General features: G+C 62.0%; 22 protein-coding genes. 8 read left to right on the top strand and 14 right to left on the bottom strand.

All coding sequences use genetic code 11. The features are described from left to right. Positions 1-175: 175 nt before the first annotated feature. From AC5ZG1_RS17390 to rpsU, 4 genes are all read left to right on the top strand, one after another. The gene (locus AC5ZG1_RS17390) at positions 176-1,255 is read left to right on the top strand and encodes a catalase family protein (protein ID WP_496133590.1); all 1,080 of its coding nucleotides are present in this window, start codon (positions 176-178) and stop codon (positions 1,253-1,255) included. 65 nt (positions 1,256-1,320) lie between these two features. Beyond that, entirely contained in the window at positions 1,321-4,461 is a 3,141-nt protein-coding gene (locus AC5ZG1_RS17385; protein ID WP_496133589.1) for an AAA family ATPase, read from the top strand. 310 nt (positions 4,462-4,771) lie between these two features. Next, a complete protein-coding gene (locus AC5ZG1_RS17380) occupies positions 4,772-4,981 on the top strand; it encodes a cold-shock protein (protein WP_028163216.1) in 210 nt (69 codons plus the stop codon). Between the two features lie 178 nt (positions 4,982-5,159). Continuing rightward, positions 5,160-5,447, top strand: a complete 288-nt coding sequence (gene rpsU / locus AC5ZG1_RS17375; protein WP_130229026.1) for a 30S ribosomal protein S21 — start codon at positions 5,160-5,162, stop codon at positions 5,445-5,447. A gap of 160 nt (positions 5,448-5,607) precedes the next feature. Here the strand turns inward: rpsU and AC5ZG1_RS17370 are convergent, their stop codons facing one another. From AC5ZG1_RS17370 to AC5ZG1_RS17345, 6 genes are all read right to left on the bottom strand, one after another. Further along, positions 5,608-6,222 (bottom strand): DsrE family protein, encoded by a 615-nt coding sequence (locus AC5ZG1_RS17370; protein ID WP_245287251.1) that lies wholly within the window; start codon positions 6,220-6,222, stop codon positions 5,608-5,610. Next, a complete protein-coding gene (locus tag AC5ZG1_RS17365) occupies positions 6,197-6,838 on the bottom strand; it encodes a hypothetical protein (protein WP_496133588.1) in 642 nt (213 codons plus the stop codon). The genes AC5ZG1_RS17370 and AC5ZG1_RS17365 overlap by 26 nt, the downstream gene beginning before the upstream one ends. Then, positions 6,835-7,878, bottom strand: a complete 1,044-nt coding sequence (locus AC5ZG1_RS17360) for a TAXI family TRAP transporter solute-binding subunit (RefSeq protein WP_456645543.1) — start codon at positions 7,876-7,878, stop codon at positions 6,835-6,837. Before AC5ZG1_RS17360 ends, AC5ZG1_RS17365 begins: the two co-directional genes overlap by 4 nt. A 70-nt stretch (positions 7,879-7,948) precedes the next feature. After that, positions 7,949-9,481, bottom strand: coding sequence for a coiled-coil domain-containing protein (locus AC5ZG1_RS17355; protein WP_496133587.1), 1,533 nt, complete (start codon positions 9,479-9,481; stop codon positions 7,949-7,951). Between the two features lie 1,228 nt (positions 9,482-10,709). Then, complete coding sequence (locus AC5ZG1_RS17350) at positions 10,710-11,336, bottom strand: transglutaminase-like cysteine peptidase (RefSeq protein WP_130229022.1); 627 nt, start codon at positions 11,334-11,336, stop codon at positions 10,710-10,712. 333 nt (positions 11,337-11,669) lie between these two features. Next, the gene (locus tag AC5ZG1_RS17345; protein ID WP_130229021.1) at positions 11,670-12,287 is read right to left on the bottom strand and encodes a PilZ domain-containing protein; all 618 of its coding nucleotides are present in this window, start codon (positions 12,285-12,287) and stop codon (positions 11,670-11,672) included. 338 nt (positions 12,288-12,625) lie between these two features. Between AC5ZG1_RS17345 and AC5ZG1_RS17340 the strand changes: the two genes are divergently transcribed. Genes AC5ZG1_RS17340 through AC5ZG1_RS17330 form a run of 3 tightly spaced genes read left to right on the top strand, consistent with a single transcriptional unit; the run spans position 12,626 to position 16,227 of the window. After that, positions 12,626-13,486: an FAD binding domain-containing protein gene (locus AC5ZG1_RS17340; RefSeq protein ID WP_496133667.1), complete on the top strand. Its 861-nt coding sequence runs from the start codon at positions 12,626-12,628 to the stop codon at positions 13,484-13,486. 3 nt (positions 13,487-13,489) lie between these two features. After that, complete coding sequence (locus AC5ZG1_RS17335) at positions 13,490-13,972, top strand: (2Fe-2S)-binding protein (RefSeq protein ID WP_496133586.1); 483 nt, start codon at positions 13,490-13,492, stop codon at positions 13,970-13,972. Beyond that, positions 13,969-16,227, top strand: coding sequence for a xanthine dehydrogenase family protein molybdopterin-binding subunit (locus AC5ZG1_RS17330; protein WP_496133585.1), 2,259 nt, complete (start codon positions 13,969-13,971; stop codon positions 16,225-16,227). Before AC5ZG1_RS17335 ends, AC5ZG1_RS17330 begins: the two co-directional genes overlap by 4 nt. A 203-nt stretch (positions 16,228-16,430) precedes the next feature. On the opposite strand, the gene AC5ZG1_RS17325 is transcribed toward AC5ZG1_RS17330, so the two are convergent. The 6 genes from AC5ZG1_RS17325 to AC5ZG1_RS17300 all read right to left on the bottom strand — a co-directional run bounded on the left by AC5ZG1_RS17325 (position 16,431) and on the right by AC5ZG1_RS17300 (position 22,194). Beyond that, complete coding sequence (locus AC5ZG1_RS17325; protein WP_496133584.1) at positions 16,431-16,808, bottom strand: VOC family protein; 378 nt, start codon at positions 16,806-16,808, stop codon at positions 16,431-16,433. 1,149 nt (positions 16,809-17,957) lie between these two features. Next, complete coding sequence (locus AC5ZG1_RS17320) at positions 17,958-18,281, bottom strand: hypothetical protein (protein WP_456645539.1); 324 nt, start codon at positions 18,279-18,281, stop codon at positions 17,958-17,960. Between the two features lie 161 nt (positions 18,282-18,442). Next, the gene (locus AC5ZG1_RS17315; protein WP_496133583.1) at positions 18,443-18,895 is read right to left on the bottom strand and encodes a hypothetical protein; all 453 of its coding nucleotides are present in this window, start codon (positions 18,893-18,895) and stop codon (positions 18,443-18,445) included. Between the two features lie 190 nt (positions 18,896-19,085). After that, positions 19,086-19,733, bottom strand: coding sequence for a DUF8453 domain-containing protein (locus tag AC5ZG1_RS17310; RefSeq protein WP_496133582.1), 648 nt, complete (start codon positions 19,731-19,733; stop codon positions 19,086-19,088). Between the two features lie 189 nt (positions 19,734-19,922). Beyond that, positions 19,923-21,017, bottom strand: a complete 1,095-nt coding sequence (locus AC5ZG1_RS17305; protein ID WP_496133581.1) for a hypothetical protein — start codon at positions 21,015-21,017, stop codon at positions 19,923-19,925. 223 nt (positions 21,018-21,240) lie between these two features. Continuing rightward, positions 21,241-22,194 (bottom strand): tripartite tricarboxylate transporter substrate-binding protein, encoded by a 954-nt coding sequence (locus tag AC5ZG1_RS17300; RefSeq protein WP_496133666.1) that lies wholly within the window; start codon positions 22,192-22,194, stop codon positions 21,241-21,243. Between the two features lie 209 nt (positions 22,195-22,403). On the opposite strand from AC5ZG1_RS17300, the gene AC5ZG1_RS17295 reads away from it, so the two are divergent. Further along, complete coding sequence (locus AC5ZG1_RS17295; protein ID WP_496133580.1) at positions 22,404-22,802, top strand: hypothetical protein; 399 nt, start codon at positions 22,404-22,406, stop codon at positions 22,800-22,802. Positions 22,803-22,867: 65 nt separating this feature from the next. On the opposite strand, the gene AC5ZG1_RS17290 is transcribed toward AC5ZG1_RS17295, so the two are convergent. Both AC5ZG1_RS17290 and AC5ZG1_RS17285 read right to left on the bottom strand, forming a co-directional pair. Further along, positions 22,868-23,920: a glycosyltransferase family 4 protein gene (locus AC5ZG1_RS17290; protein WP_496133579.1), complete on the bottom strand. Its 1,053-nt coding sequence runs from the start codon at positions 23,918-23,920 to the stop codon at positions 22,868-22,870. A 102-nt stretch (positions 23,921-24,022) separates the two neighbouring features. Next, positions 24,023-25,267 (bottom strand): glycosyltransferase, encoded by a 1,245-nt coding sequence (locus tag AC5ZG1_RS17285; RefSeq protein WP_496133578.1) that lies wholly within the window; start codon positions 25,265-25,267, stop codon positions 24,023-24,025. Positions 25,268-25,689 lie beyond the last annotated feature (422 nt).

Raw genomic sequence — 25,689 nt, 5'->3', positions numbered from 1 at the left:
GGCGCCGCGCGAAGATCCGATTGTTCAGTCGTTCCGGGTGGTGCGCGATTTCCAGCGATTCTGGCAAATGCTCCGCGGATCAGCGCAATCCGCTCCGGCGCCGGCGCGGAGCTCGGAGGCGACGCCGACAAGATATGAAGAGCTCGCGAACGCGCTGGAGCTGCAGGATCGACCGATGCCGCTCACGAAATTCGAGCGCGCCGTGCCGGGCGAGGCAACCCTGATCGCCAACATGGCGCGTATTGCCGCAAACCTTGTCATCAAGAACTACTGTGAGATGAAGGCATCGGACGCTTCCGCCTGTGCGATGCGCGACCAGCATGCAAAGGCCCATGGTTGCGTCGATGCGGAGTTTATCGTCCGCGACGATCTTCCGGCAGAGTTCTCGACACCGCTGTTTCGACCGGGCGCCCGGTATCTGACGATTGTCCGGTTCTCCAACGGACAGGGCCAGCCACAGAGCGACCGCAAGCCTGACGGTCGCGGCATGTCCATCAAACTCTTCGATGTCGTGGGCGAGTCCATTCTGCGCGGTCTCGAGCCCGGCAGAACGCGGGCCGGCGAGCACGATTTCTTGCTGAGCAGCTTCCCGGTGTTCTTCTGCAAGAATGTGGTCGATTATTCCGAGTTGATGGAAGCCGTTGCGGCGCCGAGCGGGACCTCGCGCGAAAAGTTTAAGCGGCTCCTCAAATGGATCGCGTTTGCCATTCGCAATCGTCGCCAGTTCGCCACGTTTATTCGCACCGCTCTCGTCAGGATCGGCAATCCGCTGACTGCGACCTATCACAGCATGTCACCTTATTTGTTAGGTGAGCAGCATGTCGTGCGCTATGTCGTCGGTCCGGTGCAGCGTCAGGATGACGTCCCGTCGTGGTGGCGTCTCCTTTTCGGATCGCTATCGGAGAAGTTTCTCCAGGAGGCGATGCTTCGCGATCTCAGCCCGACGCCACCTGGAGATGATGTCGTGTTCGATTTCGCGGTGCACGTGCGCCATTCGGCCAAACCGGAAGAGGTCGAGAACGCTCTCCTGCAGTGGACCCGTCCCCAGGATCGGACCGTGTCGATCGGAGAGATCAGGATTCCAAGGCAGAATTTCCTAACGCCGGATCGGGTTTTCGATGGCGAACGCATGATGTTCAGCCCGTGGAACTGCTTGCAGCAGCACCGACCTCTCGGTAGCATCAACCGGATGCGGCTTGCCGTGTACCTTGCGTCCCTGCAGGTACGGCGGAAGCTCAATATGGTTGGACCTTGAGCGGGCAGGCGAAACCGGACCAATTTGATGGACCTCGGCTGGTTGCGGCGCTGCCAAACAACGAAATGGCAGGGCTGCAGGCTGAGCGCCGACAGCTTACCGTCGTGTTTGTCGATCTCATCGGCTCGACGCCGCTGAGCGAGCGGATCGATCCCGAAGAGTTCTTCGCGGTCATCCGAACCTATCGCGATCTCTGCAACGAGCAGATTTGCCGCTATGGCGGTCACATCGCCAGAATGATCGGCGACGGGTTGCTCGCCTATTTCGGCGTCCCCCAGGCGCACGAAAACGATCCCGAGCGCGCCGTGCGCGCTTCGCTCGCCATCACCGCCGCCATCAAGGAGCGGGAATTCCAGATGTCGGATGGCAGCTTCCTCCGGCTGCGGGTGAGGATCGGGGTCAACACCGGGCCGGTGGTCGTCGGCAGCGTGCCGGGCGAGCCCTCCGAGCGGCGGGAAGTGTTCGGCAGCTCGGTGCACGTCGCAGCCCGGCTTCAAGGTCTCGCCGGCGAGAATGCGGTGGTCATCGGTTCAGGCACCCATGAGTTGATCCGCGGCATGTTCGATTGCGAGCCGCTGGGCAAGCGCCGGCTGAAGGGCGTCGAGGAGCCGGCCGAGGCTTGGCGCGTGAACGGCGTTTCGCCGGGCGAAAGCAGGTTCGACCGCGCGCGAACCTTGCCGCTGCCGCCGATGATCAACCGATACGATGAACGCGCGCTGCTGGCCGAGCTGTGGGAGCAGAGCCTCGGCGGAGCAGGACGCGTCGGCGTCATCTCCGGCGAGCCCGGCATCGGCAAGTCGCGCCTGATCCGCGAGTTCAGAAGCTCGCTCGACCGGTCCGCGGTTGATGTTCTCTCCGTTCAGTGTTCGCCGTTCCACGTCAATACGCCGCTTGCGCCGGAAATCGAGCGGTTGAAGCGCGCAACGGGCATCCACGAAACCGACGACCCGCGGCTGTCGCTGGCGAAATTGCGTCACCTGCTGGGAAGAGCCGGTTTCGATGTCGGGCAGGCGCTTCCCTATTACGGGTCACTGCTGTCGATCCCGGCGTGCGAAGGATACGAGCCTGCCGATCTCCGTTCTCCTTCCGAGCGTGCGCGTGCCTTCGAGGTGATAACAGAAGTTCTCGTTGCGGCGTCACGAAGGAAGCCCGTCCTGTTCATCGTCGAGGACGTCCAGTGGATTGATCCGACGAGCGTCGACCTTCTCTCGCGGGTGATCGCTCGCTGCGCGCGCGAGCGAGTGCTGTACCTGATCACGCATCGCGACGACTACGAAGCTGGCTGGCTGTCGGGTCCATCCATCAAGCGCATCGCTCTGCAAAAACTTGCAGCAGACGAATGCGAGCGGATGGTTGCCGCCGTTGCCGGCGTCGCGTTTCTTCCCCGGATCACCAGCCAGATCGTCGAGAGGACCGACGGCGTGCCGCTCTTCATCGAGGAGTTCACGCGGGCGGTGGTGGATTCCGGGGCGATCGAGAGCGCCACCGACCATGGCAAATTGCCAGGGCCGCTGGTGCCGGCGAGCGTCCACGATTCCCTGATGGAGCGTCTTGACCGGCTGGGTACCGCCAAGCGCGTGGCCCAGATCGCCTCCGTATTCGGGCGGCAGTTCGATTATCGCGGCATTTTCAGCCTGCTTCCGGATCAGGACGAGTCGCTGATATCAGCGCTTGAGGCTCTGGAGCGGGCCGGGATCGTGTACCGCATCAACGAAGACGAAGGCACGCTATACGCTTTCAGGCACGCGATGATTCAGGAAGCGGCGTATTCCTCGCTGCTGAAGGAGGATCGGCGCAAGCTGCACGCGCGCGCAGCGTCCTGGCTGCGTCAGCAGGCCGACATCGGGGAGAGCAGCGATCCCGCCGTGTTGGGCTATCACTACGCGCAGGCAGAAAACATTCCGGAAGCCATCGACGCCTGGCTGCAGGCGGGCAAGTCTGCGCTGAGCCGATCGGCCACCAAGGAGGCGGTGGCGCATCTGCGCGAGGGCCTCTCTTTGCTGTCGAAGCTATCAGCTTCGTCGCGCCGCTACGAGGCCGAGATCGCGCTGCAATCCAACCTTGCGATGGCCTACACCGCGATTGCGGGCTGGTCCGATCCGAACGTCTACGAGCCCTATCATCGGGCGCTGAAGCTCTCCGGCAGCCATGGCACGATCCGCGAGAAGACCGCTGTCCTCTGGGGTGTCGCGGTGGCCGAGCTGGTCAATTGCGAACTCACCAAAGTGCTCGAGCATTCGCAGGACTTCCTCCGGCGAGCCGAGGAGTGGCGGGACGGTGAGGCCATCCTCATGGCGTCCACCGCGGCGCTGATCGTCAATTTCTTCACCGGCCGTTTGAAGGAAGCACACGAATTGGCTGTCGCGATTGAAGCGCGCTACAATCCGCGTGAGCACGGCAAGCTGGTTCAAACCTATCAGCACGATCCTCTGGTCGTTGCGCTCGTCTATTCCGGACATATCGAATGGCTGCTCGGCCGGCCCAACCGGGCCAGGGAGTGCTGTGAATCGGCAAGGCGGCTGGCGAACGAGATCGGTCATCCCTTCATGATCGCGCTCGCCCACATCCTTGGCGTCGGCGATCACTGGTATGACGGAGACCTCGCAGCCAATCTGGCCTGCGTCGAGCACGGGATGAAGGTCGCCGCCGACTACGGCTATCCGATGTACCAGGTCATCGGTCCGCTATGGGCGACCTCGGCGCTGGCGGCGCGCGGCCCTGCGCCGGTCGTGCTCGAGAAGCTCTCCGGCCTGATCGGCAGACTGCCGGCGGAGAATCGATGTATTCAGATGCCGCTCTATAAAGCTCTGCTCGCCACCGAGTTCGGACGGATCGGGCAGAAGGACAGGGCGCTTGCATTGGTGACTTCGGCCGAGTCCCTGATCAAGCAGACCGGCGAACGCTGGCTCGCCCCGGAGATCTACCGGATCCACGGTTCGCTGCTGCACGCCGAACCACATCGCGACGACGCTGCCGCCCTCCGCCTGTTCAGGCGCTCGCTCGCCTATGCGAAGAAGCTCGAAGCCGTCGGCTGGGAATTGCGGACCGCAATCGACCTCGCGCGCCTCCTGATGGACCGAAAAGACAGGCGGCGCAGCCTGGCCGAGGCACGCGGGGTGCTTTCATCAGCGCGAGCAAAGTTCCCGTCTGCCGAGACATCGGCCGATCTGCGACAGGCGGATGAGCTGCTGCAGCGGTTGACGTAGGGCTTGAATCCATAAACGCTAAGTGACGGCCGACATCTGCCCTGGCGTGCGCTTCGCACGTTGCCCGGCGTGGCGAGCGCATGGGCTCGCCGCGATGCATGGCATCAACCGTACAACCTCGCGCAGTCGAAAAGGAACCCTTGAAGGGACCCTTGTGTTCTCGGAGAAACTGTATACGTTGTTGTCGTTCGATTAGCCGTTGTGCCTTGTTGAATGGTCCAGGCGGCCCTTTTCCAGAGACATCGTCGGATTGAATTCGGGATTCGTGCGAATGCACGCGAGACGCGCGTTTGCGCTTTGGAGAAATGTTATGGCTACAGGTACGGTGAAGTGGTTCAACGGGCAAAAGGGTTTTGGATTTATTCAGCCCAATGACGGCGGAAACGATGTGTTCGTTCACATCAGTGCGGTCGAGCGGGCCGGGCTTTCTGGACTCGCTGAGGGGCAGCGAGTGAACTACGAAGTCAAGACCGACCCGAAGCGTGGCAAGGTCAGCGCCGAGAACCTCTCGCTGGCGTAAGTAGCTTTCGTCATTCCACGGACGTGCTGGGATGACTGTGCAGCCCGCTCGATCTCGGGATTGAGCGGGCTTTTGCGCGTGCTAGATGGTCGGGATTTACCTCGACGGAGTCGTCGTAACGCTTCGGCTGCCGCGACTTCGGCCAACTTGGCGCAGCAACTCTGATGGAGCAATAACCGTGCAAGTAATCGTTCGCGACAACAACGTCGACCAGGCGCTTCGAGTTCTGAAGAGGAAGATGCAGCGCGAGGGCGTGTTCAGGGAAATGAAACGTCGTCGTTCTTACGAAAAGCCCTCGGAAAAGAAGGCCAGGGAGAAATCTGACGCCGTGCGTCGTGCCCGCAAGCTTGCTCGGAAACAGGCCATTCGCGAGGGGCTCATTGCCGCGCCACCTAAAAAGGAAAGAGTCCCGAGCAAGCATCCGCAAGTGCTGCCCGCCACTACTGGCGGCACGCGAGGGACCTAACAAGCGCGCGAGGTGGATCATCGTCCGCTAACGCCAGAGGCGACTGAGCTTGAGCCGAGAGGCCGCCGGATACTGGATGCCCCGCCTTCGCGGGGCATGACGATGGAGTGTGTGAGCGGTGGCCCCCGGGGCGGCGATCACGTCAACGCAAGACGGTGTCTCATAGTTTGACGTAGCTCCAGCCTTGTTCCTGCAGCTCCAGGACGCGGACGACGCCGGATTTCACAATCGTCGCCTGTGGAACGAGATTGATATCCTTGTTCTCCGCCTTACGCATGTTTTCCCGGGTATTGCCGCAGGCTTTAAAGGAGATTTCCGGGTTGCTCATTGCGAGCCCCTCGATGCGCGCCTTCACCGGAGAGGTGTCATCGCGCAGCATGTGAAGGCCAGGGCCAAACGTGACAACCTCAATCGACACGTCTTCACCGAGATTGCGGTAGTATTGCGCGACGTTGGTCGCATTGTTCAGTGCGAGATTCATCATCGCAGGGTCGTTGGAATTGACCTGCAGCAGGAGCTGATGCGGCTTCTTGGGGATCTCGGTGGGTTTTGTCATCAGCACCAGTTTCTGCTTGCTCGCCTGCTTCTGCGTGCTCAGCCGGTACTGCTTACTTGCTTGCGGCCTCACGTGATCGTCTGGCTGCGCTTGCGTGGTCGGCGCGATCAGGAGCGACATCGCCAAGCTGGCAATGGCTGCTACCGCCAGATTTCCAATTCTAATCATCTTGCTTCTCCCTGTCCCATGACCATCAGTCGCCTGGTCTGGCGACGGCATGTGGCCATCTGCACGCCGCCGCGAGTTTTTCGCGCACAGTCTTCAATCCGCCGAGCAGGAAATGCGCCTCCTGAGCCGCGCCGGTGCGGGTGGAAAGACGGACGGCGATGTCGCCCTCTTCGGGCAACGATTGCAGCAGGCGCACGACGTCACCCCGGAAAGCGGCACCGGGCCCGAATGATGGCGAGGCGGCCGCAAGCTGCACCGGCGGATTCGCATTGACGCGGTAGGAGATGGTGTATTCCTCGGCACGGCCTGATACCGCCGGTCCTGCGAGCACGAGCTCGGTGCGGCCTTTGCGGCAGTGGATCGCGAGTTGCATCGCGGTGCTATCCGACTCACCGCGAGCGGATGTGGTGGCGGTGACGATTGGCGAATAGTCCACCGGCGATGTGGTCTCGCTGAGCAGCCAGTTGTCGTACGGCGCCGGGCGACCAGGCGGCGCTATCTTACGTGATAGATCGTCCAGACATTGTAGCCGGGCCGGCCCCTCCATCACCGAGCACGCCCGAAGATTTATCATCGGATCGTTCGTGCTTTGAGCGTAGGCGATGCCGCAAGCCATTTTGCAAGCCATTTTGAACGTGACGGCGAGGGGAAAAGCAGCGGCCTTCATGGAGGCGCCTGTGCGCTGCGCGCCTTGTGATTCAGCCATTCCTGCGCGGCCGGGAAGCGGGTTAGTCCGGGGACGGTCGCTGCGAGATTGATCGACTGCCATTTCGGGTCAAAGCCTGGCGCCTGCAGGCGGTCTATTCGCGAGAACAGGTAGTCGACGAAGCGCGCGACGCGTTGATAATGGTTCGACCGCGGCGGCCAATTAAACGCGACAAGCGCGGTCGGCACCGCGATCGTCGACACCCGCTCGCCCTGCTTGATCAGATTGGGATACTCATTTGTCTCCAGTGTCGCGGGCAGGTAGTAGTCCTCGAACTTGCTGTCGTATTGGACCGGGAGAAACCTGAATCCTGCCTCCCAGCGCCCGCGCACGAAGGCGTCGACCGGTTTCGACGTGATGAACACCACCGCCGCCATCTCACCTTTGCGCATCTGTTCCAGGGCGAGCTGATGGGGAATGAACGTCTTCTCGACCTCGATACCGAGACGACTGAAGATCAGCGGTCCCGAATAGGCGGCCGCGGTGCCCTTCGTGTTGAAGTTCACTTTCTTGCCGGCGAGATCTTGCAGGCCTGTGATTTCCGGTCGGACGAAAATATGCAGTTCGGACGGGAAGAGATTGAGCAGGTAAGTGATGCGGTTTCGGATCTGCGGCACTTGAATCTTGTACTCTTCGAGCGCGTCCGAGTTGATGATCGCGGTATCGACGCCGCGCAGATAGAGCAGCGAGTTCAGATTCTCGGTGGCGCCCCGGGTGACGATCGGTAGCAGATGCATGTTTGCTCCGTCATCGACGACGCGGGCCATTTCCGCAGCCAGGCGAATTGGTGCTCCCTCCAGCAAGCCGCCAGCGAGCCCGACGGTCCAAGCGTTCATGCGGTCTTTTTCGGTCCCCGGCGGCAAGGACCGTCGAACCACTTGTGCATTGCCCTTCGAGGGTTGCGCGGTCTGTGCGTCCACGTCAGCCGGTTGAAGCATCATGGCGGCCAGCACCAGCGCGGCGAGCAGGAGCAACGAGCGTGGCGTTGACAGTGTGTTCATGTCAGTCCCCCTCTTGATCACCAACTGCAGCAGCCAGCGTCATCATGTGGAACGCAACAATCTCATCCGCTCACCGGGGCAACGCGTCGAGCCGGTCCTTGGCTTCGCGAATACCGCCGCTGTGTGCCTTCGCGTAGAACTCTCGCGCCTTGGCCGCTTCGCCGCGTGTTCCATAGGTGCCCCAGGCGGATAAAACCGCGGGATCATATGTCTCCGCGAGCATAAAACTTGCCCGCGCATTGTCGTTCTCGGCGGCACGCTCGAGCACTATCCTTGCTGCGCCGATATTGCCCTGGCCGAGCAACGCACTGGCGCGCGCGATCAATCGGGCCGCCTCCGTCTTGTCCTGGTCTGCGGCCGTTGGGGACTCCGATACGGCGGCTGCCACGGTCTGTGTCACCGGCACCAGCGGGCCTTCAGTTGCGCGGCCCACGGTTACGCGCTCATCGACGGGGCGCCGCGTCGATGCAAGATCCCGTGCCATGGCTTCGGTTCTGCTCCGCTCCTGCTGCAGAGACTGCCGCAGTTCCGCAATCTCTCGCTCCGCTGCCTGTCTCTGCTGCGCGGCTGCATCGTTCGCCTTGCGCGACTGTACGTCCCTGGCCTCGATCTCGCGGCGCGTTCCGGTAAGTTCGTTTGTGAGCGCCGCGGCGCGGGCCTGCGCCTCTTCGAGCGCGCGACGTTGTTGCTCGGCGCTTGCCGTTGCCGCGTGCGCGGTCTTGGCCTCCTCCACGATACTGGCCGTCTTTTCCCGCTCCTGCTGCAGCGATTGCCGCAGTTCCGCGATGGTAGCCTCCGCCGTCTGCTTCTGCTGGACGGCTTCATCAACTGCCTTCTGCGACTGCGCGGCCTTGGTCTCGATCTCGCTGCTCGTTCCGGCAAGCTCACTCGCGAGTGCCGCGGCACGCATCTGCGCCTCGTCGAGCGCGCGGCGTTGCTGCTCGGCGCTCGCCGTCATCGCCTGCCGCGCCGCGCTGACCTCCTGGGTGAGGGCGGCGGTCTTTTCCTGCTCCTGCTGCAGCGACTGTCGCAGTTCCGCGATCTCGCGCTCCGTGGTCTGTGTCTGTTGCGCGGCCGCATCGTCAGGGCCGGGCGACTGTATGCCCCGGGTCTCGGTCTCGCGGTGCGTTCCGGTAAGTTCGTTCGCAAGCGCCGCGGCGTGGGCCTGTTCCTGTTGAAGCGACTGGCGCAGCTCCTCTGCTGCAATTTCCGCAGCCTCCCAGCGCTGTATCGCATCGTGCTGAAACTTGCTCGACAGCGCCAGCATCGTCTCCAGGTCGCCGCGGACTTTTGTGAGTTCGGCTGTCAGTGCGGCGGATCTGTCGCGTTCTTGGTCAAGCGACCGCTGCAATTCCGCGGACGTGGCCGCCGCAGGCCCGCCCGCCGGTGCGTCCCTGTACGAAGTCTCATCGTCGAGTGCTTGGCGACGCTGCACTGTGCCCGCCAACGACTCCTGTCGTGAAAGATCGGTCTCCTGCATGAGGACTGCCGTCGTTCCGCGCTGAACGAGCGTTTGCCACCCGGCGACCTCAGGCTTCAGCCCGACGGCGCGCCCGGCTTCGACCGTCTTCGAAATTTCGGTTCCGCTGAATTGGTCGAACACACCGATCAGCGCAGCCGCAACGAGGATTGCGGCGATCAAAGAACCCGCTAACCATTGGCTCGCACGACCGATCTGGAGCCGACCGCTCGATCGATCGTCTTGAAACACATCCTCGGTTATCGGGTACCAATGCGCTGGCGCGATTCTGATGGGATGCCCATTTTTCCAAACCCATTCGCCCGCTTCACGTGACCAATGAGCGACATCAAAGGCCCCGGTCGCACTCTCGACCCAGATATCCTGTCCGTCCCTTGGTGCAGTATCAATTGGCCGGCGCATGTATGACGCCTTCGCATGTCTTCGTATTCAATCAGACCACGTGCAATCGGACTGTCGCCGCAGCAATTCGAGCGGTCGCGGCACCCCTAATGTCGCAAGGAGAAAAACATCATTTAAATATAATTTAAAGTCAAATTAAATCACGCAGATCTCGGCGTGGGCTGCTGAGCTGTGCGTCCGGACGCCGGCTTGGCGGCTTCAGGCCGCTGACTGAGCCTTGGAATTCCAACGGAAAGGTGCGCCGCCAGATATATTGCCGTGAAACCAAAGTTCCGTCGGTTGGCGTTTATTATTATAAAAATAGCATTTAATTGTTTAATGAAAAGAAAGAGGTAATAAATATTGCCACCCGAAGGTTGCTTTTATTGGGCTGGCCGTATCAGGGATTGCGACCGCCAGCCTTCGCGGGACAAGCGGTCATTTCCTGCAATCAATGGCGCCTCAGCTAGGCGCTATCGTGCGCAAGCCCGCCAAGCCGCCTGGTTGAGTCCAGCAGCATCAAAGCACGGGTTCGCACGGCGATGGTTGGCACGGGGGGCAGACGCATCTAGCTGGCGCCATCGACCCCCGAGCCAAGGCGGCCAGCGCCAATCATGTCAGCGCAAGCGCAACAAGGCCCGAGCACAACAGGACGATCCCGGCAATGGTGACGGCGAGAAAGCTGTAAGAGGCAAATTCTTCACGCATGGCGCACCTCAAAAAGCAGTCCCCGCAATACCTTCTGATCGTCGTTCTCCAGCACCCAACACCAACATAGTCCGCGCCCGTTTCCGCAGAATTTCGATCAACCGGAAAACGGTTTCGTCACCCGTACCGATTGTTTCGTGATCGTTACACACGTGCGGGCCAAAAAGGTGCGGCCAGGCTTTGGGGGAAGCCTGGCCGCGCGCGAACCGGTCTGGGACGGGGAGGGGTGGGGATGTGACCGGGTCGCGTGTTCGATGGTCCCTTATTGCCGCGAGCTGGCGGTGGCGACCGCCGGGCGGTTGTCGCCGAGCGAGACCCAGACGTTAGGGTCGCTCTGCGACTGCCGCTTGACGAAGCGGTAGCCGGTTGCAGTCCAGGCGACGACGTCCTCGTTCTGGTTGTCGAGGATGAACTCGCCCTTGTCGGTCTTCACGGTGAGCACCGCGTGGCCTTCGCCCTTCTTGTCGCGCACGACAGTGATCAACAGCGCCTCGCGCGGCCAGCCGGCATCGATCAGCATCTTGCGCTTCAAGAGCACGTAGTCCTCGCAGTCGCCGTAGCCGTCGGTCGGCAACGACCATTTCTCGATCACGCCCCAGTGATCCATGTCGGTCATCGGCTTGATGGTCTCGTTGACCCATTTGTTGACCCGGAGCAGATCGCGCCACGCCGTCTGCGACAGCACGATGTCGCGCGGTTGTGTCGCGCCGCCGCGGCAATCGACCGGATTGTCGGCGCAGAATTCGACCCAGCCGATCGGCGAACGCGTGGTGTCGCCGAGGCTGGCATAGACCACGTCGCCCGCTTTCGCCGCGACGCTGGTAGTGACGCTTAGTCCGAACAGGATGGCCGCAACCGCCCATCCTTTCCCCTGTCCCCTGAAAACCATTGTGGCCCCCGTTTTTCTCGTTGGGACCACGTTTCGCACAAAGGTTTTGCGGTGCGGCTAAGTCAGCAAAGGTGATTTGACATGAATGCAAGTAAAGCTAGCAGCGAATTCGATCTATACTTGAAGCAAACTCGATTAAAATTCGAGACAACTGCAATTGATTCAAATTTTACGCGTTAACATCCTGATGCTATGCCAGAAGGTCTTTTGCGTCTCCAAATCCGCCCGCGTTAACCGCGTGCAGTGGGCGCCAGACAAGGCAAAGGCGGCGTCCGCCATCGCGGATGCCGCCTCGTTCGAGCTGAAAATCAGGGGATTTGAGCCTCGCGCGCTTTACCGCGCGGTAACTGCGTCTTCGAGCGTCTCGGCGGCCTGCTCGTGGACGAACTCCAGCGCGAAGCCGTCGTCGAGGTTTCGCACCACGCGCGACTGCACGCGGCCGAGCATCACCAGCGATTTCACCGGCGGCCGGTTCTCGGCGGCGATCGCCGCACCCGACAGCGAGAGGTCGATGATGCGGCAGGTCATCTTGCTGCCGTCCTCCAGCGTGAGCAGCGCGATCGGATTGCGGGGCACGATACGGTCGTGGCGGCGGTCTTCCGGCAGATTGAGAATGTCGCGGTTGGCGAGCCAGGTGAGCTGTGCGGCGAGCTTGTCGCGCTTGCGCGGCGTCGAGACGATGGTCATCGCAAAGCCGTTGTCGATGATGCGGGTGATCTTGCCCTCGACGCGGCCGATATGGTCGAGATAGGCGATCACGCGGTCGCCGACATTGCCGATGCCGGGCGCCAGCAGTGCGAGCCCGCCGGGAGACATATTAATAATCTGGCAAGGAAATTCGCGCCGATCGGGCAGCATGTAGCGGCCGAGCAGATGCACCTTGACGCGCTGGAAGCGCCGCCGTTCCTCCTGTGCCGGGAAGACCGTAGGTTTCTTTTGTGCAAACGACATCACCGCCACCCGACAACCGGCCTTCCGGCGCGGCACGACCCTACGGCTGACAGGGTTAATGAGCGGTTAGCCGCGGTTGCATCAAGTATGGGTACGCACGCGACCGATGGGCGCAATCCGCGCCGCCGGCGAGCGCTCGCGACCGCGCGGATCGTGACCGTTTTGTGTGAAGGCGGCGGCTTACTCATATGCAAATTCTCTTTGCGCATGGGGGCCCGCTACTTCGTCCGGGCTCGGAGGCTGTTCCGATGGCAAGCCGGCGTGTAGTCTGCTCGCGAGGCCCCGTAGAGGGCAGGCAACGAAGAACGAGGGAGGCATCGGACACGAGCATGACCGATATCCGATACGTCGCGCCGCAGACGCTTGATGAAGCGGTCGGCGCTTATGCCGCGGCGGGCAGCGCCGCGCGCATCCTGGCCGGCGGCACGGATCTCCTGGTGCAGATGCGCTCGGGCGCGGTGCAACCGGGTCTGATCGTCGACATCAAGAAAATCAAAGAACTCACTGCCGTCGAAGAACTTTCCGATGGTGGTTTCCGCTTCGGCGCTGCGGTGCCGGGCGCCGTGCTGGCCGAGCATCCGCGCTTTGGCAAGATTTGGCCCGGCGTGTTGGAGGCGGTGAACCTGATCGGTTCCACCCAGGTGCAGGGCCGCGCCTCCGCCGGCGGCAATCTCTGCAACGCCTCGCCGGCCGGCGACAGCGTCCCGGCGATGATCGCTGCCGGCGCCGTCGTCACCGTGCAGGGCCCAAGCGGCCGCCGCGAGTTGAAGGTGGACGATGTTCCCGCCGGCCCCGGCCGCACCAGTCTCAAGCCGGGTGAGATCCTGGTCTCCTTCACGCTGCCGCCGCGCCCCCCTCGCTCCGCCGACGCGTATCTCCGCATGATCCCGCGCACCGAGATGGATATCGCGGTGGTCGGTTGCGGCGTCAGCCTGACACTGACGGACGGCGTCTGCACTCACGCCCGCGTCGGCTTAGGGGCCGTCGCGCCGACCGCGCTGCTGGTCGCGCCGGCGGCGCAGGCGCTGATCGGCTCCCGCCTCGATGACGCCGCGCTGAACGCTGCCGCCGATGCCTGCCGTGCCGCCTGCCGTCCGATCGACGACAAGCGCGGCACCATCGCCTACCGTACCCAAATCGCGGGCGTATTGCTCAAGCGCACCGTGAAGATCGCCGCAGAACGCGCGCAAGGGAAATGACAAATGGCAAAGCTGCACGTCTCCACCACCGTCAACGGCGAGCCCTTGGAATTCCTCTGCGAGCCCTTTGAAACCATGCTGGATGCGCTGCGCAACCAGCTCGCGCTCACCGGCTCCAAGGAAGGCTGCGCCTCCGGCGATTGCGGCGCCTGCTCGATCACGCTGGATGATCGATTGGTCTGTTCGTGCCTGATGCTCGCCGCCGAAGCGGAGGGACGCGAGATCAGGACCATCGAGGGCATGGCGCGCGGCGGCCGCCTGCATCCGCTGCAGGAGAAATTCCTGGAGCAGGCCGCGCTGCAGTGCGGCATCTGCACCTCCGGCATGCTGGTCGCCTCCGAGGCGCTGCTGGCCAAGAACCCGGACCCGAGCGAGGAGGAAGTCCGCTTCTGGCTCGCCGGAAATCTTTGCCGCTGCACCGGCTACGACAAGATTGTTCGCGCGGTGCTTGAGACCGCTCACGAAATGCGGGGGGCCGCACTATGAACATCGTCGTCAACAACAAGTGGATCGGCCAGCGCACCATCCGTCCCGATGGCGTCGACAAGGTCACGGGACGCGCCGCGTTCGCCGCCGACACCACCATGCCCGGCATGATCTGGGGCAAGGTCCTGCGCAGCCCGCACCCGCATGCACGCATCCGCTCGATCGACACCTCCAAGGCGGAAGCCTTGCCCGGCGTGAAAGCCGTCGTCACCTCGCGCGACGTCGTCGATTTCCCGCTGGATAAATCCGTGATGCTCGGCATCCAGGACATGCGCTGGATGTGCCGCAACGTGATGGCCCGCGACAAGGCCCTGTTCCCCGGCCACCCCGTCGCTGCGGTGGCCGCTACCACCGAGGCGATCGCCGCAAAGGCCTGCGAATTGATCGAGGTCGATTACGAGGTGCTGCCGTTCTCGATCGAGATCGAGGATGCGATCAAGCCTGACGCCCCGATCCTGCACGAGTTCAACAAGTTCGAAGGCAAGCCCTCCAACATCGTCGGCACCCTCGAGCACAAGAAGGGCGATATCGAACAGGGCTTCAAACAGGCCGATATCATCATCGAGCGCACCTTCACCACTCGCCCGGTGCACCAGGGCTATATCGAGCCGCACGCCTGCCTGATCTCGGTCACCGCCGACGGCAAGGCCACGATCTGGAGCTCGAGCCAGGGCCAGTTCATGGTCCGCGCCATGACCTCGATGCTGACAGGCATCCCGCAGAGCGACATCCGCGCCATCCCCGCCGAGATCGGCGGCGGCTTCGGCGGCAAGACCATCGTCTATCTCGAGCCGCTGGCGACGCTGCTCGCCAAGAAATCCGGCCGCCCGGTCAAGATGGTGATGACGCGCGAGGAGGTGATGCGCGCCACCGGCCCAACATCAGGCTCGAAGAGCACGGTGAAGATCGGCGCGAAAAAGGACGGCACCATCGTCGCCGCGCAAGGCACGTTCTATCTGCAGGCCGGCGCCTTCCCGGGTTCGCCGATCCGCGGTGCCGCGGGCTGCAGCTTCGCGCCCTACGACATCGCGAACGTGCTCTCGGTCGGCTTTGATGTCTGCTCCAACCGCTCCAAGGTCGCGGCCTATCGCGCGCCCGGCGCGCCGATCGGCGCCTATGCGGTCGAATGCGTGCTCGACGAGGTCGCCGAAAGCCTGAACATGGACCCGCTCGACTTCCGCCTGAAGAACGCGGCCAGGCAGGGCACCAAGGCCGCGCACGGCCCGGTTTTCCCCCGCATCGGCTATATCGAGACGCTGGAAGCCGCCAAGAACTCGCCGCATTACAGCACGCCAACAGGCAAGCTGCAGGGCAGAGGCGTCGCCTCCGGCTTCTGGTTCAACGCCGGCGGTGAATCCTCCGCGCAAGTCAACATCACCGAGGACGGCAACGTCGTGGTCACCACCGGCCATCCTGACATCGGCGGCTCGCGCGCCGGCATCGCCAATGTCTGCGCCGAACTGCTCGGCATCGACTATCGCCGCGTCTCCGTCATCATCGGAGACACCCAGACCGTCGGCTTCTCCAATCTCACCGGCGGCAGCCGCGTGCTGTTTGCTTCCTCGATGGTGGTGACGCAAGCGACCGAGAAGGTGATCAACACCTTGCGCGAACGCGCCGCAAAGATCTGGGAGATCGATCCCGAGGCGGTGAAATGGGAGAACGGCGCCGCGCATCCCGCGAGCCCCAACGCCGGCCAGTTCGAGCCGCTGACCCTGGAAGATCTCGCCGAGAAAGCCCCTCAGCAGGGCGGCCCGATCGGCGCCGGCGTGCAGCTCAACACCCAAGGCGCCGACGGCGGCTTCGGCACCCATATCTGCGACGTCGAGGTCGACATCGAGCTCGGCATCGCCCGCGTCATCAGATACACGGCGGTGCAGGACGTCGGCCGCGCCGTCCATCCCGGCTATGTCGAAGGCCAGCTCCAGGGCGGCGTCGCGCAAGGGATCGGCTGGGCGCTGAACGAGGAATACATCTACCGCAGCGACGGCAAGGTCGATAACCCCGGCTTCCTCGACTACCGCATGCCGGTGTGCTCGGATTTGCCGATGCTCGACACCATCCTGGTCGAAGTCCCGAACCCGAAACACCCGCAAGGCGTCAAGGGCGTCGGCGAAGTGCCGCTGGTGCCCGTGATGGCGGCGGTTGCGAATGCGATCTATCGCGCGGTGGGCAAGCGCTTTTACGCCCTGCCGATGTCCCCGCCGAAGGTGCTCGCGGGTTTGGACGAGCCGGTGCAGCAGGCAGCAGAGTAGCTGGGGAGGGCGGTCAATCCGCTCGCACCGTCATTGCGAGCCGCCGGGTCGGCGCATAGCGCCGCCCGATGACAGGCTCCGCGAAGCAATCCATTTTCACCGCTTGGGGAGAGATGGATTGCTTCGTCGCTTACGCTCCTCGCAATGACGCTGCGGCTATCATGCGCGTAGGATGGGTAGAGCGGAAGCGAAACCCATCAACCTCAACCCATCCGATGCACGGCACACAACTTGTTGCCGTCATGATCGCGCAGATAGGCGATATACATCTTCATCCCGTTGCCTTCGCGGATGCCGGGCGGCTCCTCGCAGGTCGTGCCGCCATTGGCAAGTCCCGCCGCATGGAATGCATCGACCGCCGCGGGCGACTCCGCATTGAAGCCGATCGTGCCGCCATTGGCGAAGGTTGCCGCCTTGCCGTCGATCGGCTTCGACACCGAGAACGTCCCCGTCTTCGTGCGCCAGAACACCCGATGCCGGTCGACAAATCCCGGCCTCACGCCGAGCGTGCCGAGCAGCGCATCATAGAACGCCTTGGACTTGTCGAGGTCGTTGGTTCCGATCATCACATGCGAGAACATTCTACCTGTCCCTCCCGTTGCGCGACGTTCATTCCGCTGCGGCGCCGCTTCGCAGAAGATGTTCCTAGCAGAAGGTTGGGCGGGGATGGAAGTCCGGGACGGGTGCCGGGCGGCGCAAGACGTCCGCCGGGCGGAATAACCTTCTGCTTTCGCCGCACAAGCAATGGCGAAAGGCGCGATCCGCGAGCGCGAGGACGGCGGATTGCGCCAGAGCGTGATGAGATCGGGTCGAGTAGGCGCCACGCTGGAGTGTTTTCACCTCTCCCATAGGGAGAGGTCGGCGCGCAGCGCCGGGTGAGGGGTTACGGTCCCTCGATGGAGTTCATCCCCTCACCCGGATCGCATCTGGCGATGCGATCCGACCTCTCCCCGATGGGGAGAGGTCGGCACTGCGGTTACGGCGCGTCCTGCTTTCAGAAGACGCGGTCTCGGCGCGCCACGTTTGGACAGCACTGTTGTCTCAATATCCCTCCCGCTCGCCTCCCGCCGGTGGCGCCTCAAGAAAAGCCCGGCGCGAAGGGAACCGGATGCGCAAGATCGCAATTCTAGGCCTGCAGGCACATAGCTGCGGCAAGTTGACCCTTGCACAACAACTGACAAAGGGTGCGAAAATGCCACGGGTGAACCAAGCTACAAAGCAGGCGCGTACAACCAAAGCCGCCGCCGTAACGGCGTTCGGTACGGCGGGCCTCGGTCTTTCGCTGGCGGGGAGCGCGTCTGCGTCCGCGATACCCACCGCTGACATCCCGCAGTCCGACGACTTCTCGCCCAATCAGCGCCTGGTCCTTGGTGAAGAGGAAATGGCCGACGTCAGTCTCGCCACGTTCTATCTGTTCGATAAGGAAAACGCAGACCCCGGCGTGCAACTGGCCGCCGTTGTCGTTCGCGGCTGCCGAGGTTGCGGTGGTTGCCGCGGCTGCCGTGGCTGCCGCGGCTGCGGAGTAGGCTGGCGTGGCTGCGGTGGCTGTGGAGGTTGCGGCGGCTGCTGCGCCCGCTGGGGGCGGTGCCGCTGGTGCTAGGTTCACGACCTCACGGCTAACGACAAAGCTTGACGACCTGCCGGGCGGCGCCGTCCGCCCGCAAGTCGGCGACGATGTTCCGCGTCGCCGATCGGCAGCGTTTGGCAAATCCTGAAAGGCCCGCGCACGGCTATCGAACGACAGCCGCCTCGCCGATCCAGCGTCCCTCCCAGAGATAAAAGCGATCAGTTGCCCCGAGCGCTTGCGCTGCCTCTTCGCGACACAAGAACACGAAACCCAGCCGCCTCCGCTCGCCCGGCATCATGGCGCGTTCGAGCAGCGGATAACCATCCCAGCCCTCATCGACACTCCTGTCCTTGGTGCACGGGCAGCCCCAGCCAAGACGAACCGGCCCAGTCCTGCCACCTGCCTCGACCGGATAAAGATAGAGGTCCGCAATCAAGTCAGGCGTTACGGCGTGCAAGGCTTCGCGGAATGCGGTCTCGCGTGTCACAGCCACACCTCAACGCGTAGGGCGGATCAGCCACCGGGTCCGCGCTTCGCGCGGCCCGATGACAGGCTCCGCGTAATCCGCCGTTCACGTACCACAAAACGGCGGATCACGTCTTCGGCTGATCCGCCCTGTGAGCTGCGACGCAGCTTCGCAGGAAGGTCTCAGTTCTTGGCGGGGCACTTGGCCCGAATCTCTCTGAGAAGCTTTCGCATATGCTCAAAGTAAATTTCGTCGAGAGTGGGGGGCATGTCTTCGCAGATGTATTGGTGATGGTACTTGATCTCTTCATCAAAGCTTTTGCGCCATTCCGGCTTGTCGAATGCTTCCAGCATCTCGTCGTACGCAAACAGCAGATGCGCGACGTAATTTTTGTATTGGGCGAGTTTCTTTCGGTCTGCCTTGATCTCCAACAGATCAGGCTCAGCGTACTCCGGGTGCCGCAACGCAGATTCGCTGTATGACATGTAGACTTGGCGGGCAGCTACTTCCTTGAAGTTCTTGCTGATGAAGTAGACTTGAGCAACGACGATGACGAAGGCGAAGCCAGCAATGACCGCGGATGCGATTTGCGCCCAGTTCGACTTCGGCCGAATGTTCTCAGATTGAGCGGACATATTCAGACCAAGGTGGGGTAGATAGGTGGTGGGTGAAGCGAGCCTCCGCGTAGTCCGCGGATTGGCGGAGGGAAGGGCAGTCGGTAGGGCGGATTAGCGCAGCGTAATCCGCCGTTCACGTACCACGAGGTGGTGGATTGCGCCTTCGGCTAACTAATCCGCCCTAGAAGCTGCGTCCCGCTGGGCGCGGTCAACTGTGACCTTTCTGCTCTTCGCGTTGGCGCTCGGCCCGCGTACTGGTTTCGACTGGCAAACCACGGGAGGTCCACTTTTGTAGCTCGCCCACGAGCGCCTTCATCGCATCGGCAACGTCCTGCTCTGGATTGTCGCCAACACGCGTTCTAGCTTCAAACTGACGGATGTCTAAGTGGAAAGTCTCCGAACGTTCTCGCTTGCCAAGGTCACGGTAGGAAACCTCGATTGAGAATGGTTTGAGCTTCGGCTCTCTGAACATCTCAGGCCCCATGCCGAAAAAAGTTTCGTAACGTTCGCCCTGCGGGATGGCAGTCAATGCGACTTCCGGTGCAGGCAGGCGAGCATGATGCTTCACGAAATCGTCGCCACCGGCAACAATACGGAAGCGAACGTTGAAAGCGGGACCTTGGCCGACATTAGCCAAAACGAACTGCAGAGGGCCACTTATGCGGGGGTGCACCGTCAGATACGCGATGACTTGCGGTTCAGTTCCGGCCTTGCGGAGAAGCCGGTTCTCTTTGGCAAGGACGGCGGTCAGCCATGCGTAAGCCATCGTAGTCAAGGTAAGTACGACGGTGGAGATAGCAGTTGTCGCGCTCGCTCCTTCACTGGTCTTCAAGAAATCCCAAATGCTCGAAAGCATGTCAGTGAACCCTCAGGTTATCGTTGCGCGCGGCCGGAATAGCCACCACGAATCGGGCCTCGCTATTTCAACGCGTAGGGCGGATTAGCCGAAGGCGTAATCCGCCGTTTACGTACCACAAAGCGACGGATTACGCCTTCGGCTAATCCGCCGTACGAACTCAACGTTTGATTCGTCCGCTCGAAGATCTCATCTTAGCGACGCTTCCAGCCGCTCAAGCTCTTCCTCGCCGGGGAGCTTTGGTATTTCCATCCAGTATTTTGGCTCACCCACGAGTCCTCTCGGTGGTGCAAAGGGGTCGGAAACTGCGTGATCAGACAGGTCCAGATCAAAAAGAGGTATATGCCGCTCGGGCATCACAGTCTTCATTAAGAACCGCACACCATCAAGAGCCGACAAGGCGGCAGCCTGCGAGGGAGATCGGCCGTCGTGCGCCAAATCATTTCTTGCCTTGCGGGCAACAGAGAGCTGATGCAGAGCGTCGGCGCTCAAATAACCTGTCTGTTGGAGTACTTCGAGCCTTGCCGCGACAGTCCAGGTTCGGTTGTCGGCCAGTTGATCCAACCTTGGTTTGGCCGCTCCTGCTATTTTCGTATTGTGAATGATTCGGGTGTCCCAAAGATGTGAGACGATTTGCTCAATTACTATCCATAGGTTTGAAAGTCCTGCACTCCAGTCACGCCGAGCAATGCCAGTGATACCCTTCAACAACAGGTCTCCGCGCAATCTGCTGATTTGGTCGAGCACCGACAGTCCAATCTCCATCGCCGTCACCAACTCCGAGAATTTTATGACTGGTGCGCCCAACAGGCTGATGGCATCAAGAGGAGAGGCCGCGCGGTATCGAATATGTTCATGGAAGCGATTCGCAAAGGCATGTCCCACTCGCTGACTTCTCACGTATTTCCAATCAAGGATGAAGCCAAGGTCTAGACCATCTGAAGATACAGCTTCGCAGTAGACACCACCGATTAATAGTGCCGCCAAACACCTATTGAAAAACTCAACGGAGGCTTGATCACCCCGCAGGCTTTCGATCGGTGGGAGTGCAAGCGCTCCGTCTCTACCCACGACCAAATTGTAGGGCTTCTGTAATCCCACATCTATGTTGCCAACTAATTCGTGGAGCTTAACGTAGTCCCACCTTCGGCCGTTCACTTCGTCAACGGAGGTCTGCCAAGGCTCAAGTACGCCGTTTTCGACCACGCGAAACGGGGCTAGGTATGCAATCAGGCACGGAACACGGCGCTTCTGAATCTGATCAAACGAATCTTCGTATGTCATTCGCTGTAGAATTACTCCGAGCAATCGGGTGTGGGCCGTTCGGATCGAAAATGCTTGTAAGTCGGCTGATCTGCAAGGCGCCGCCCGCCGAAAAGCATTAAAAGGGAATCTCAGGGATTTTCAAAACGTGCGTGTATAGAATTTGAGCGGAGGATCGCCTTCTGCCCGGCGAGCGTAGCGGTAGGATGGTGGGTTACGCTTCGCTAACTCACCCCACATCCGCTCAATCCGCAAACTGCCCCGCCGCCTCGATAATCGGCTTCCACCGGTCCACTTCGCTCACCAGCTTCACCTTCAGCGCTTCGGGCGTGGCATCGTCCTGCGCCACCGGCTCGGTGTTGATCTCGTTGAAACGCTTCACGAGGTCGGCGTCCCGGAGGGCTTCCTGTAGCGTCTTCGACAGCTTCCGCACGATCTCGTCGGGCGTGCCCTTGGGCGCGTAGAGGCCGTGCCAGGCGCCGACTTCAAAGCCCTTCAGGCCGGCTTCGTCGGCGGTGGGCAGGTCGGGCATGGAGGCGAGGCGGGATTTGGTGGTGATGGCGTAGCTCTTCACGAGCTTAGAGGCGATCGGGCCTGTGGTGTTGGTGGTCTGGTCGCAGGTGAGGTCGATCTGTTTTGCGATCAGGTCGTTCATCACGGGCGCGTTGCCCTTGTAGGGCACGGTGAGCACCTGCTTGTCGATGGCGGTCATGAACAGCATGCCGCAGAGATGCGAGGCGGCCCCCAGGCCCGCATTGCCGAAGGTCATCTTGTCGCCGTTCGCCTTGATGTAGGTGATCAGCTCGGCGAGATTGTTCGGCGGCAGGTCGGGGCGGGCGATGATGGTCATCGGCGCGTTGGTGACGAGGCCGATCGGCGCGAACGCCGTCTTGGTGTCGTAGGGCAGCTTGCGGTATAGCGTTGCCGCCGTCGAGATGCCGATGTGGTGGACCAGCAGCGTATAGCCGTCGGGCTCGGCGCGGGCGGCGCGCGCGGTCGCAATCGTGCCGCCGGCGCCGGTGGCGTTCTCGACGATGATGGTCTGGCCCAGGAGTTTCGACATCGATTGCGCCGTCATCCGCGCCACCGTGTCGGTCGGCCCGCCGGCCGCAAACGGCACCAGCAGGGTGATGGGCCGGGCCGGATAGGTCTGCGCGGAGGCCGCTGAGCTTACCATCGCGAGCGCAGCGGCAATCATGGCCAGTCGTTTCAAGTCGTGCCTCCCTTTGAGCTTGTTCTTCTTTGGCCGTGCATCTCTACACGTTTTGCGCTGCCGCACAAAAGCGAAAGATGTCGCGGCATGCGGCGGGACCAGGCGCGCGGCAGAACTATTGACTTAGATCAACAAAAGGTCCGCCAACTCGTCGCACTCGGATACTGCGCAAGAAATCCGAATCGGAGAGTCTCATGAGAACCTTCAATCGGTTGGTGCTGCCAGTCCTTCTCGTCACGCTATCGGCCTCGGCCCAGGCTGCGGATTTGAACGGAGCCTGGACGATCGACGCCTCGGCCTGCGGTGACGTGTTTACCAAAGAGAATAACAGGCTTGCTTTCAAGCCAGATGCCGATCTCCACGCGGGCGGCATAATCGTCCAGGGAAGGCAGATAATCGGCACATTTGAAAAATGCACTATCAAGTCGTTGCACGATGACGGATCGAATGTGCGAATGATTGCGGCGTGCTCGGACGGCGTCGCGATTTCGGACGTAGAGTTCGACGTGAAGATCTCCGGAGAGAACAAGATCACCCTCAGCTCCAAGCAGCCGGTGCCGGTGGAAATGCCGTATGTTCGCTGCTCCATGTGAAGTCGGCGCGGCGGCGGAGGTTGAACGACGAGCCGGGCGTCCGGCGCAAGACACCCGCCCTGTGCTCACTGGGCTGCAAGGCCGTAGGCGGGCTTCATTCGCGCGAGCGCTTCGTAATGACGGAGATATTCCTTCGCCATCCGCTCGGAGGTGAACCGCTCCTCGAACCGCGCGCGCACTTTGCGGCGGTCGAGTTCGCCGAGCCGGCCGATTGCCTCGATCGCCTCAGCTTCGCCGTCCACGACGAAGCCGGTGATTCCGTCGTCGATCACCTCCGGCACCGAGCCGGAGCGGAAAGCGATGACCGGGGTGCCGCAGGCCATCGCTTCGATCATGACGAGGCCGAACGGCTCGGGCCAATCGATCGGAAACAGCAGCGCCGAGGCGCCGGCCAAAAATTTCTGCTTGGTCTCGTCATTGACCTCGCCGGTCAGCCGCACCTTGTTGCCATCGATCTGGGGTTCGAGCCGCTCCTTGAAATACGCGCGTTCGCCGCGCGGCACTTTCGCCGCGATACGAAGCGGCATGTTCGCGGCGCGCGCAATGCGGATCGCGACCTCAGGCCCTTTCTCCGCGGTGAGCCGGCCGAGAAAGGCGAGATATCGGCCCTCGTCGAAGGAGGGGCGGAACAGGTCGGCAGGCAGCCCGTGATACACGGTGCCGATCCAGTTCGCCTCGCGCAGCGCCGTGTTCTGGTTGTTCGAGATCGAAACGTAGGGCGCTTCGGGAAACAGGCGCGCGACATCGGCAAGTCCCGGAAGATCCAGCCGTCCATGCGTGGTCGTGAGGAAGGGCACGCCGAGGCGCTTCAGGAGCGGCAGCGGCAGCCAGTCGATGTGAGCGTGGATCACGTCGAACTCGCTTGCGCGCCGCGCGAGGGATTCCAGAAGCACCGTCTGGGCCGCCACAGGGTCGACGCGCGGCCGGCCAAGCCGCAAGGCGCGCGGGCAGGCAGGCACTAGCTCGGCCAGCGTTTTTGAATCGCCGCTGGCAAACAGCGTCACCTGATGTCCGAGCTTGACCAGTTCGTCGACCAGCCATGCAACGACGCGCTCCGTGCCGCCGTAAAGTTTCGGGGGAATGCTCTCAGCCAAAGGCGCGATCTGCGCAATCCGCATGTTGCGTCCGAATCCAGCAATCCCCGGGGCCGCCGTCAAAATTCCGAAGCGTCAACTGCACGACGCAGATGCCGTTCCAGCGCTGACGAATATTTTCGGGAATTATTGGCAGACCGGCCGCTCGTAGCGTACGAGCAGATCGAGCCAGTCCTCCAGCAGGCGGCTCATCAGAAATTTCTCGCGCACGGATTCCTTGGCGCGCGCCCCTAACCGCCGGCGCAACTGCGGATCCTTCAGGAGTTGCACCATGCGATCGGCGGCCTGGTCCACCGTGCTGACCAGGAAGCCGTTCTCGCCATCCGTGATCTGGTGGCGGATGCCGCCGACATCGCCGCCGATCACGGCGGCGCCTTTCCACATCGCCTCGGTCACGGTGAGGCCGAATCCTTCGCGTGTCGATTTCTGCAGCACCACAGCGGAGTGGCGTTGCAGCGCATTCACCAGGATCGGATCATCGACAGCGAGCACAATGACGCGATCGTCGATCGAACGCTTGATGGTTTCGAGAATGACGTGGCCTTCGGGATCGTCGCTCGCATTGTTGCCGACCAGCACGAGCGTGCAGTCCACCTGCCGGCGCGCTTTCCGGTGCGCCTCGATCACGCCGATCGGATCCTTCCACCGGTCGAAGCGCGAAATCTGCGTCACCAGCGGGCGATCGGTCGGAATGCGATGGTACTTCAGCGTCTCCCCGATCTCCTGCTCGGACAGTTCGGCATTCTTGGCGGAAAACGGATCGATCGCCGGCGTCATGAACCGCTGATCGGTGCCGAGGCTTTGCCCGTATTCCGGCAGCGAGAAGATGGCGGCGTCGTACGGTTCGACGAACCCACGCAGATAATCCCACACCGGCGGGTGAGGCGAGGAGAGATCCACGTGGCACTGCCACAACCATGGCATCTCCCGCTCGGCAAAGTGTCGCACCAGCGGCAGCGGCTGCGGATCATGCACGATGACCGCATCGCATTTTTCTAGATGCAGCCTGGTGGCATTCTCGAACACCACCTCCTCGTAGATCGCCTTTTCCTGTTCGGAAAACTCCAGCTCCTGTCCTTGCAATGCATTGTGCAGCTTCTTGGTGCAGGCGAAGAAACCCGGCGTGCCCTGCACCAGATGCCAGTCGGTCTCGATCCCCATCGCATTCATCATCAGCGTCAGCGGCGTAAGAATTTCCGTGACGCCGCCGCCATAGAAGGTCGAACTGATATGCGCGACCTGCATCATGCGCACGCGGTCGGCCTTTCGTTCGATCCGTTCCGCCGTCGCGGCGCCGATGAGCGGCGCGTAATGTTCGAGTGAATGCAGACCGAGAGTCGAGCGATCGATGGCTGGGGGGAGCAGAGACATAGCTGCGCGCACCTTGGCTGAAGAGTTGAACCGCATCATCTTCCGATCGCGCTTCAGGCGTGCCTTGCGCGCTGGCCTTCAACTGCGGCTGCAGCGGCGACGTTCCAACCACGTCAGCAATTTTATCGAGCTATGCAACGAGCTATGCAAAAAGTGCCCGTCGGGCAAATCAGTCGAAAGTCTGTCCATCCTTCTTGGCAAAAATATTCCGCTTTCGCCGTCGGGCAAATCAGTGATTTAACTTCGCGCGTCTCACGCGAATGAGGGGCGGATCGCGATCGTCACGAACGTTGCGGTGAGATGCGGTGGACGCGGGTGCTGCGACAGACGAACGCAGCTATCCGTGGACGGCGAAGTCGTGTGGTCCTGGCGCCCCGACGCTGGCGCTAAGTTTTTTTGCGCGAAGAAATCCGCGCGAGAGG

It is taken from the genome of Bradyrhizobium sp. Leo78, from assembly GCF_059512425.1.
Note: the sequence above shows the minus strand (reverse complement) of the source record. Positions and strands in the feature narration are given on the sequence as shown.

Excerpts from the sequence above, each read along its gene's own strand:
- AC5ZG1_RS17390 (WP_496133590.1), top strand. The coding sequence starts at position 176 with ATGCCGCTCACGAAATTCGAGCGCGCCGTGCCGGGCGAGGCAACCCTG.
- AC5ZG1_RS17290 (WP_496133579.1), bottom strand. The coding sequence starts at position 23,920 with ATGCGGATTGCGCAGATCGCGCCTTTGGCTGAGAGCATTCCCCCGAAA.
- AC5ZG1_RS17295 (WP_496133580.1), top strand. The coding sequence starts at position 22,404 with ATGAGAACCTTCAATCGGTTGGTGCTGCCAGTCCTTCTCGTCACGCTA.
- AC5ZG1_RS17305 (WP_496133581.1), bottom strand. The coding sequence starts at position 21,017 with ATGACATACGAAGATTCGTTTGATCAGATTCAGAAGCGCCGTGTTCCG.
- AC5ZG1_RS17325 (WP_496133584.1), bottom strand. The coding sequence starts at position 16,808 with ATGTTCTCGCATGTGATGATCGGAACCAACGACCTCGACAAGTCCAAG.
- AC5ZG1_RS17335 (WP_496133586.1), top strand. The coding sequence starts at position 13,490 with ATGGCAAAGCTGCACGTCTCCACCACCGTCAACGGCGAGCCCTTGGAA.
- AC5ZG1_RS17380 (WP_028163216.1), top strand. The coding sequence starts at position 4,772 with ATGGCTACAGGTACGGTGAAGTGGTTCAACGGGCAAAAGGGTTTTGGA.
- AC5ZG1_RS17365 (WP_496133588.1), bottom strand. The coding sequence starts at position 6,838 with ATGAAGGCCGCTGCTTTTCCCCTCGCCGTCACGTTCAAAATGGCTTGC.
- AC5ZG1_RS17300 (WP_496133666.1), bottom strand. The coding sequence starts at position 22,194 with ATGATTGCCGCTGCGCTCGCGATGGTAAGCTCAGCGGCCTCCGCGCAG.
- AC5ZG1_RS17330 (WP_496133585.1), top strand. The coding sequence starts at position 13,969 with ATGAACATCGTCGTCAACAACAAGTGGATCGGCCAGCGCACCATCCGT.
- AC5ZG1_RS17285 (WP_496133578.1), bottom strand. The coding sequence starts at position 25,267 with ATGTCTCTGCTCCCCCCAGCCATCGATCGCTCGACTCTCGGTCTGCAT.
- AC5ZG1_RS17310 (WP_496133582.1), bottom strand. The coding sequence starts at position 19,733 with ATGCTTTCGAGCATTTGGGATTTCTTGAAGACCAGTGAAGGAGCGAGC.
- AC5ZG1_RS17360 (WP_456645543.1), bottom strand. The coding sequence starts at position 7,878 with ATGAACACACTGTCAACGCCACGCTCGTTGCTCCTGCTCGCCGCGCTG.
- AC5ZG1_RS17315 (WP_496133583.1), bottom strand. The coding sequence starts at position 18,895 with ATGTCCGCTCAATCTGAGAACATTCGGCCGAAGTCGAACTGGGCGCAA.
- AC5ZG1_RS17385 (WP_496133589.1), top strand. The coding sequence starts at position 1,321 with ATGGCAGGGCTGCAGGCTGAGCGCCGACAGCTTACCGTCGTGTTTGTC.
- AC5ZG1_RS17345 (WP_130229021.1), bottom strand. The coding sequence starts at position 12,287 with ATGTCGTTTGCACAAAAGAAACCTACGGTCTTCCCGGCACAGGAGGAA.
- AC5ZG1_RS17370 (WP_245287251.1), bottom strand. The coding sequence starts at position 6,222 with ATGCCGTCGCCAGACCAGGCGACTGATGGTCATGGGACAGGGAGAAGC.
- AC5ZG1_RS17350 (WP_130229022.1), bottom strand. The coding sequence starts at position 11,336 with ATGGTTTTCAGGGGACAGGGGAAAGGATGGGCGGTTGCGGCCATCCTG.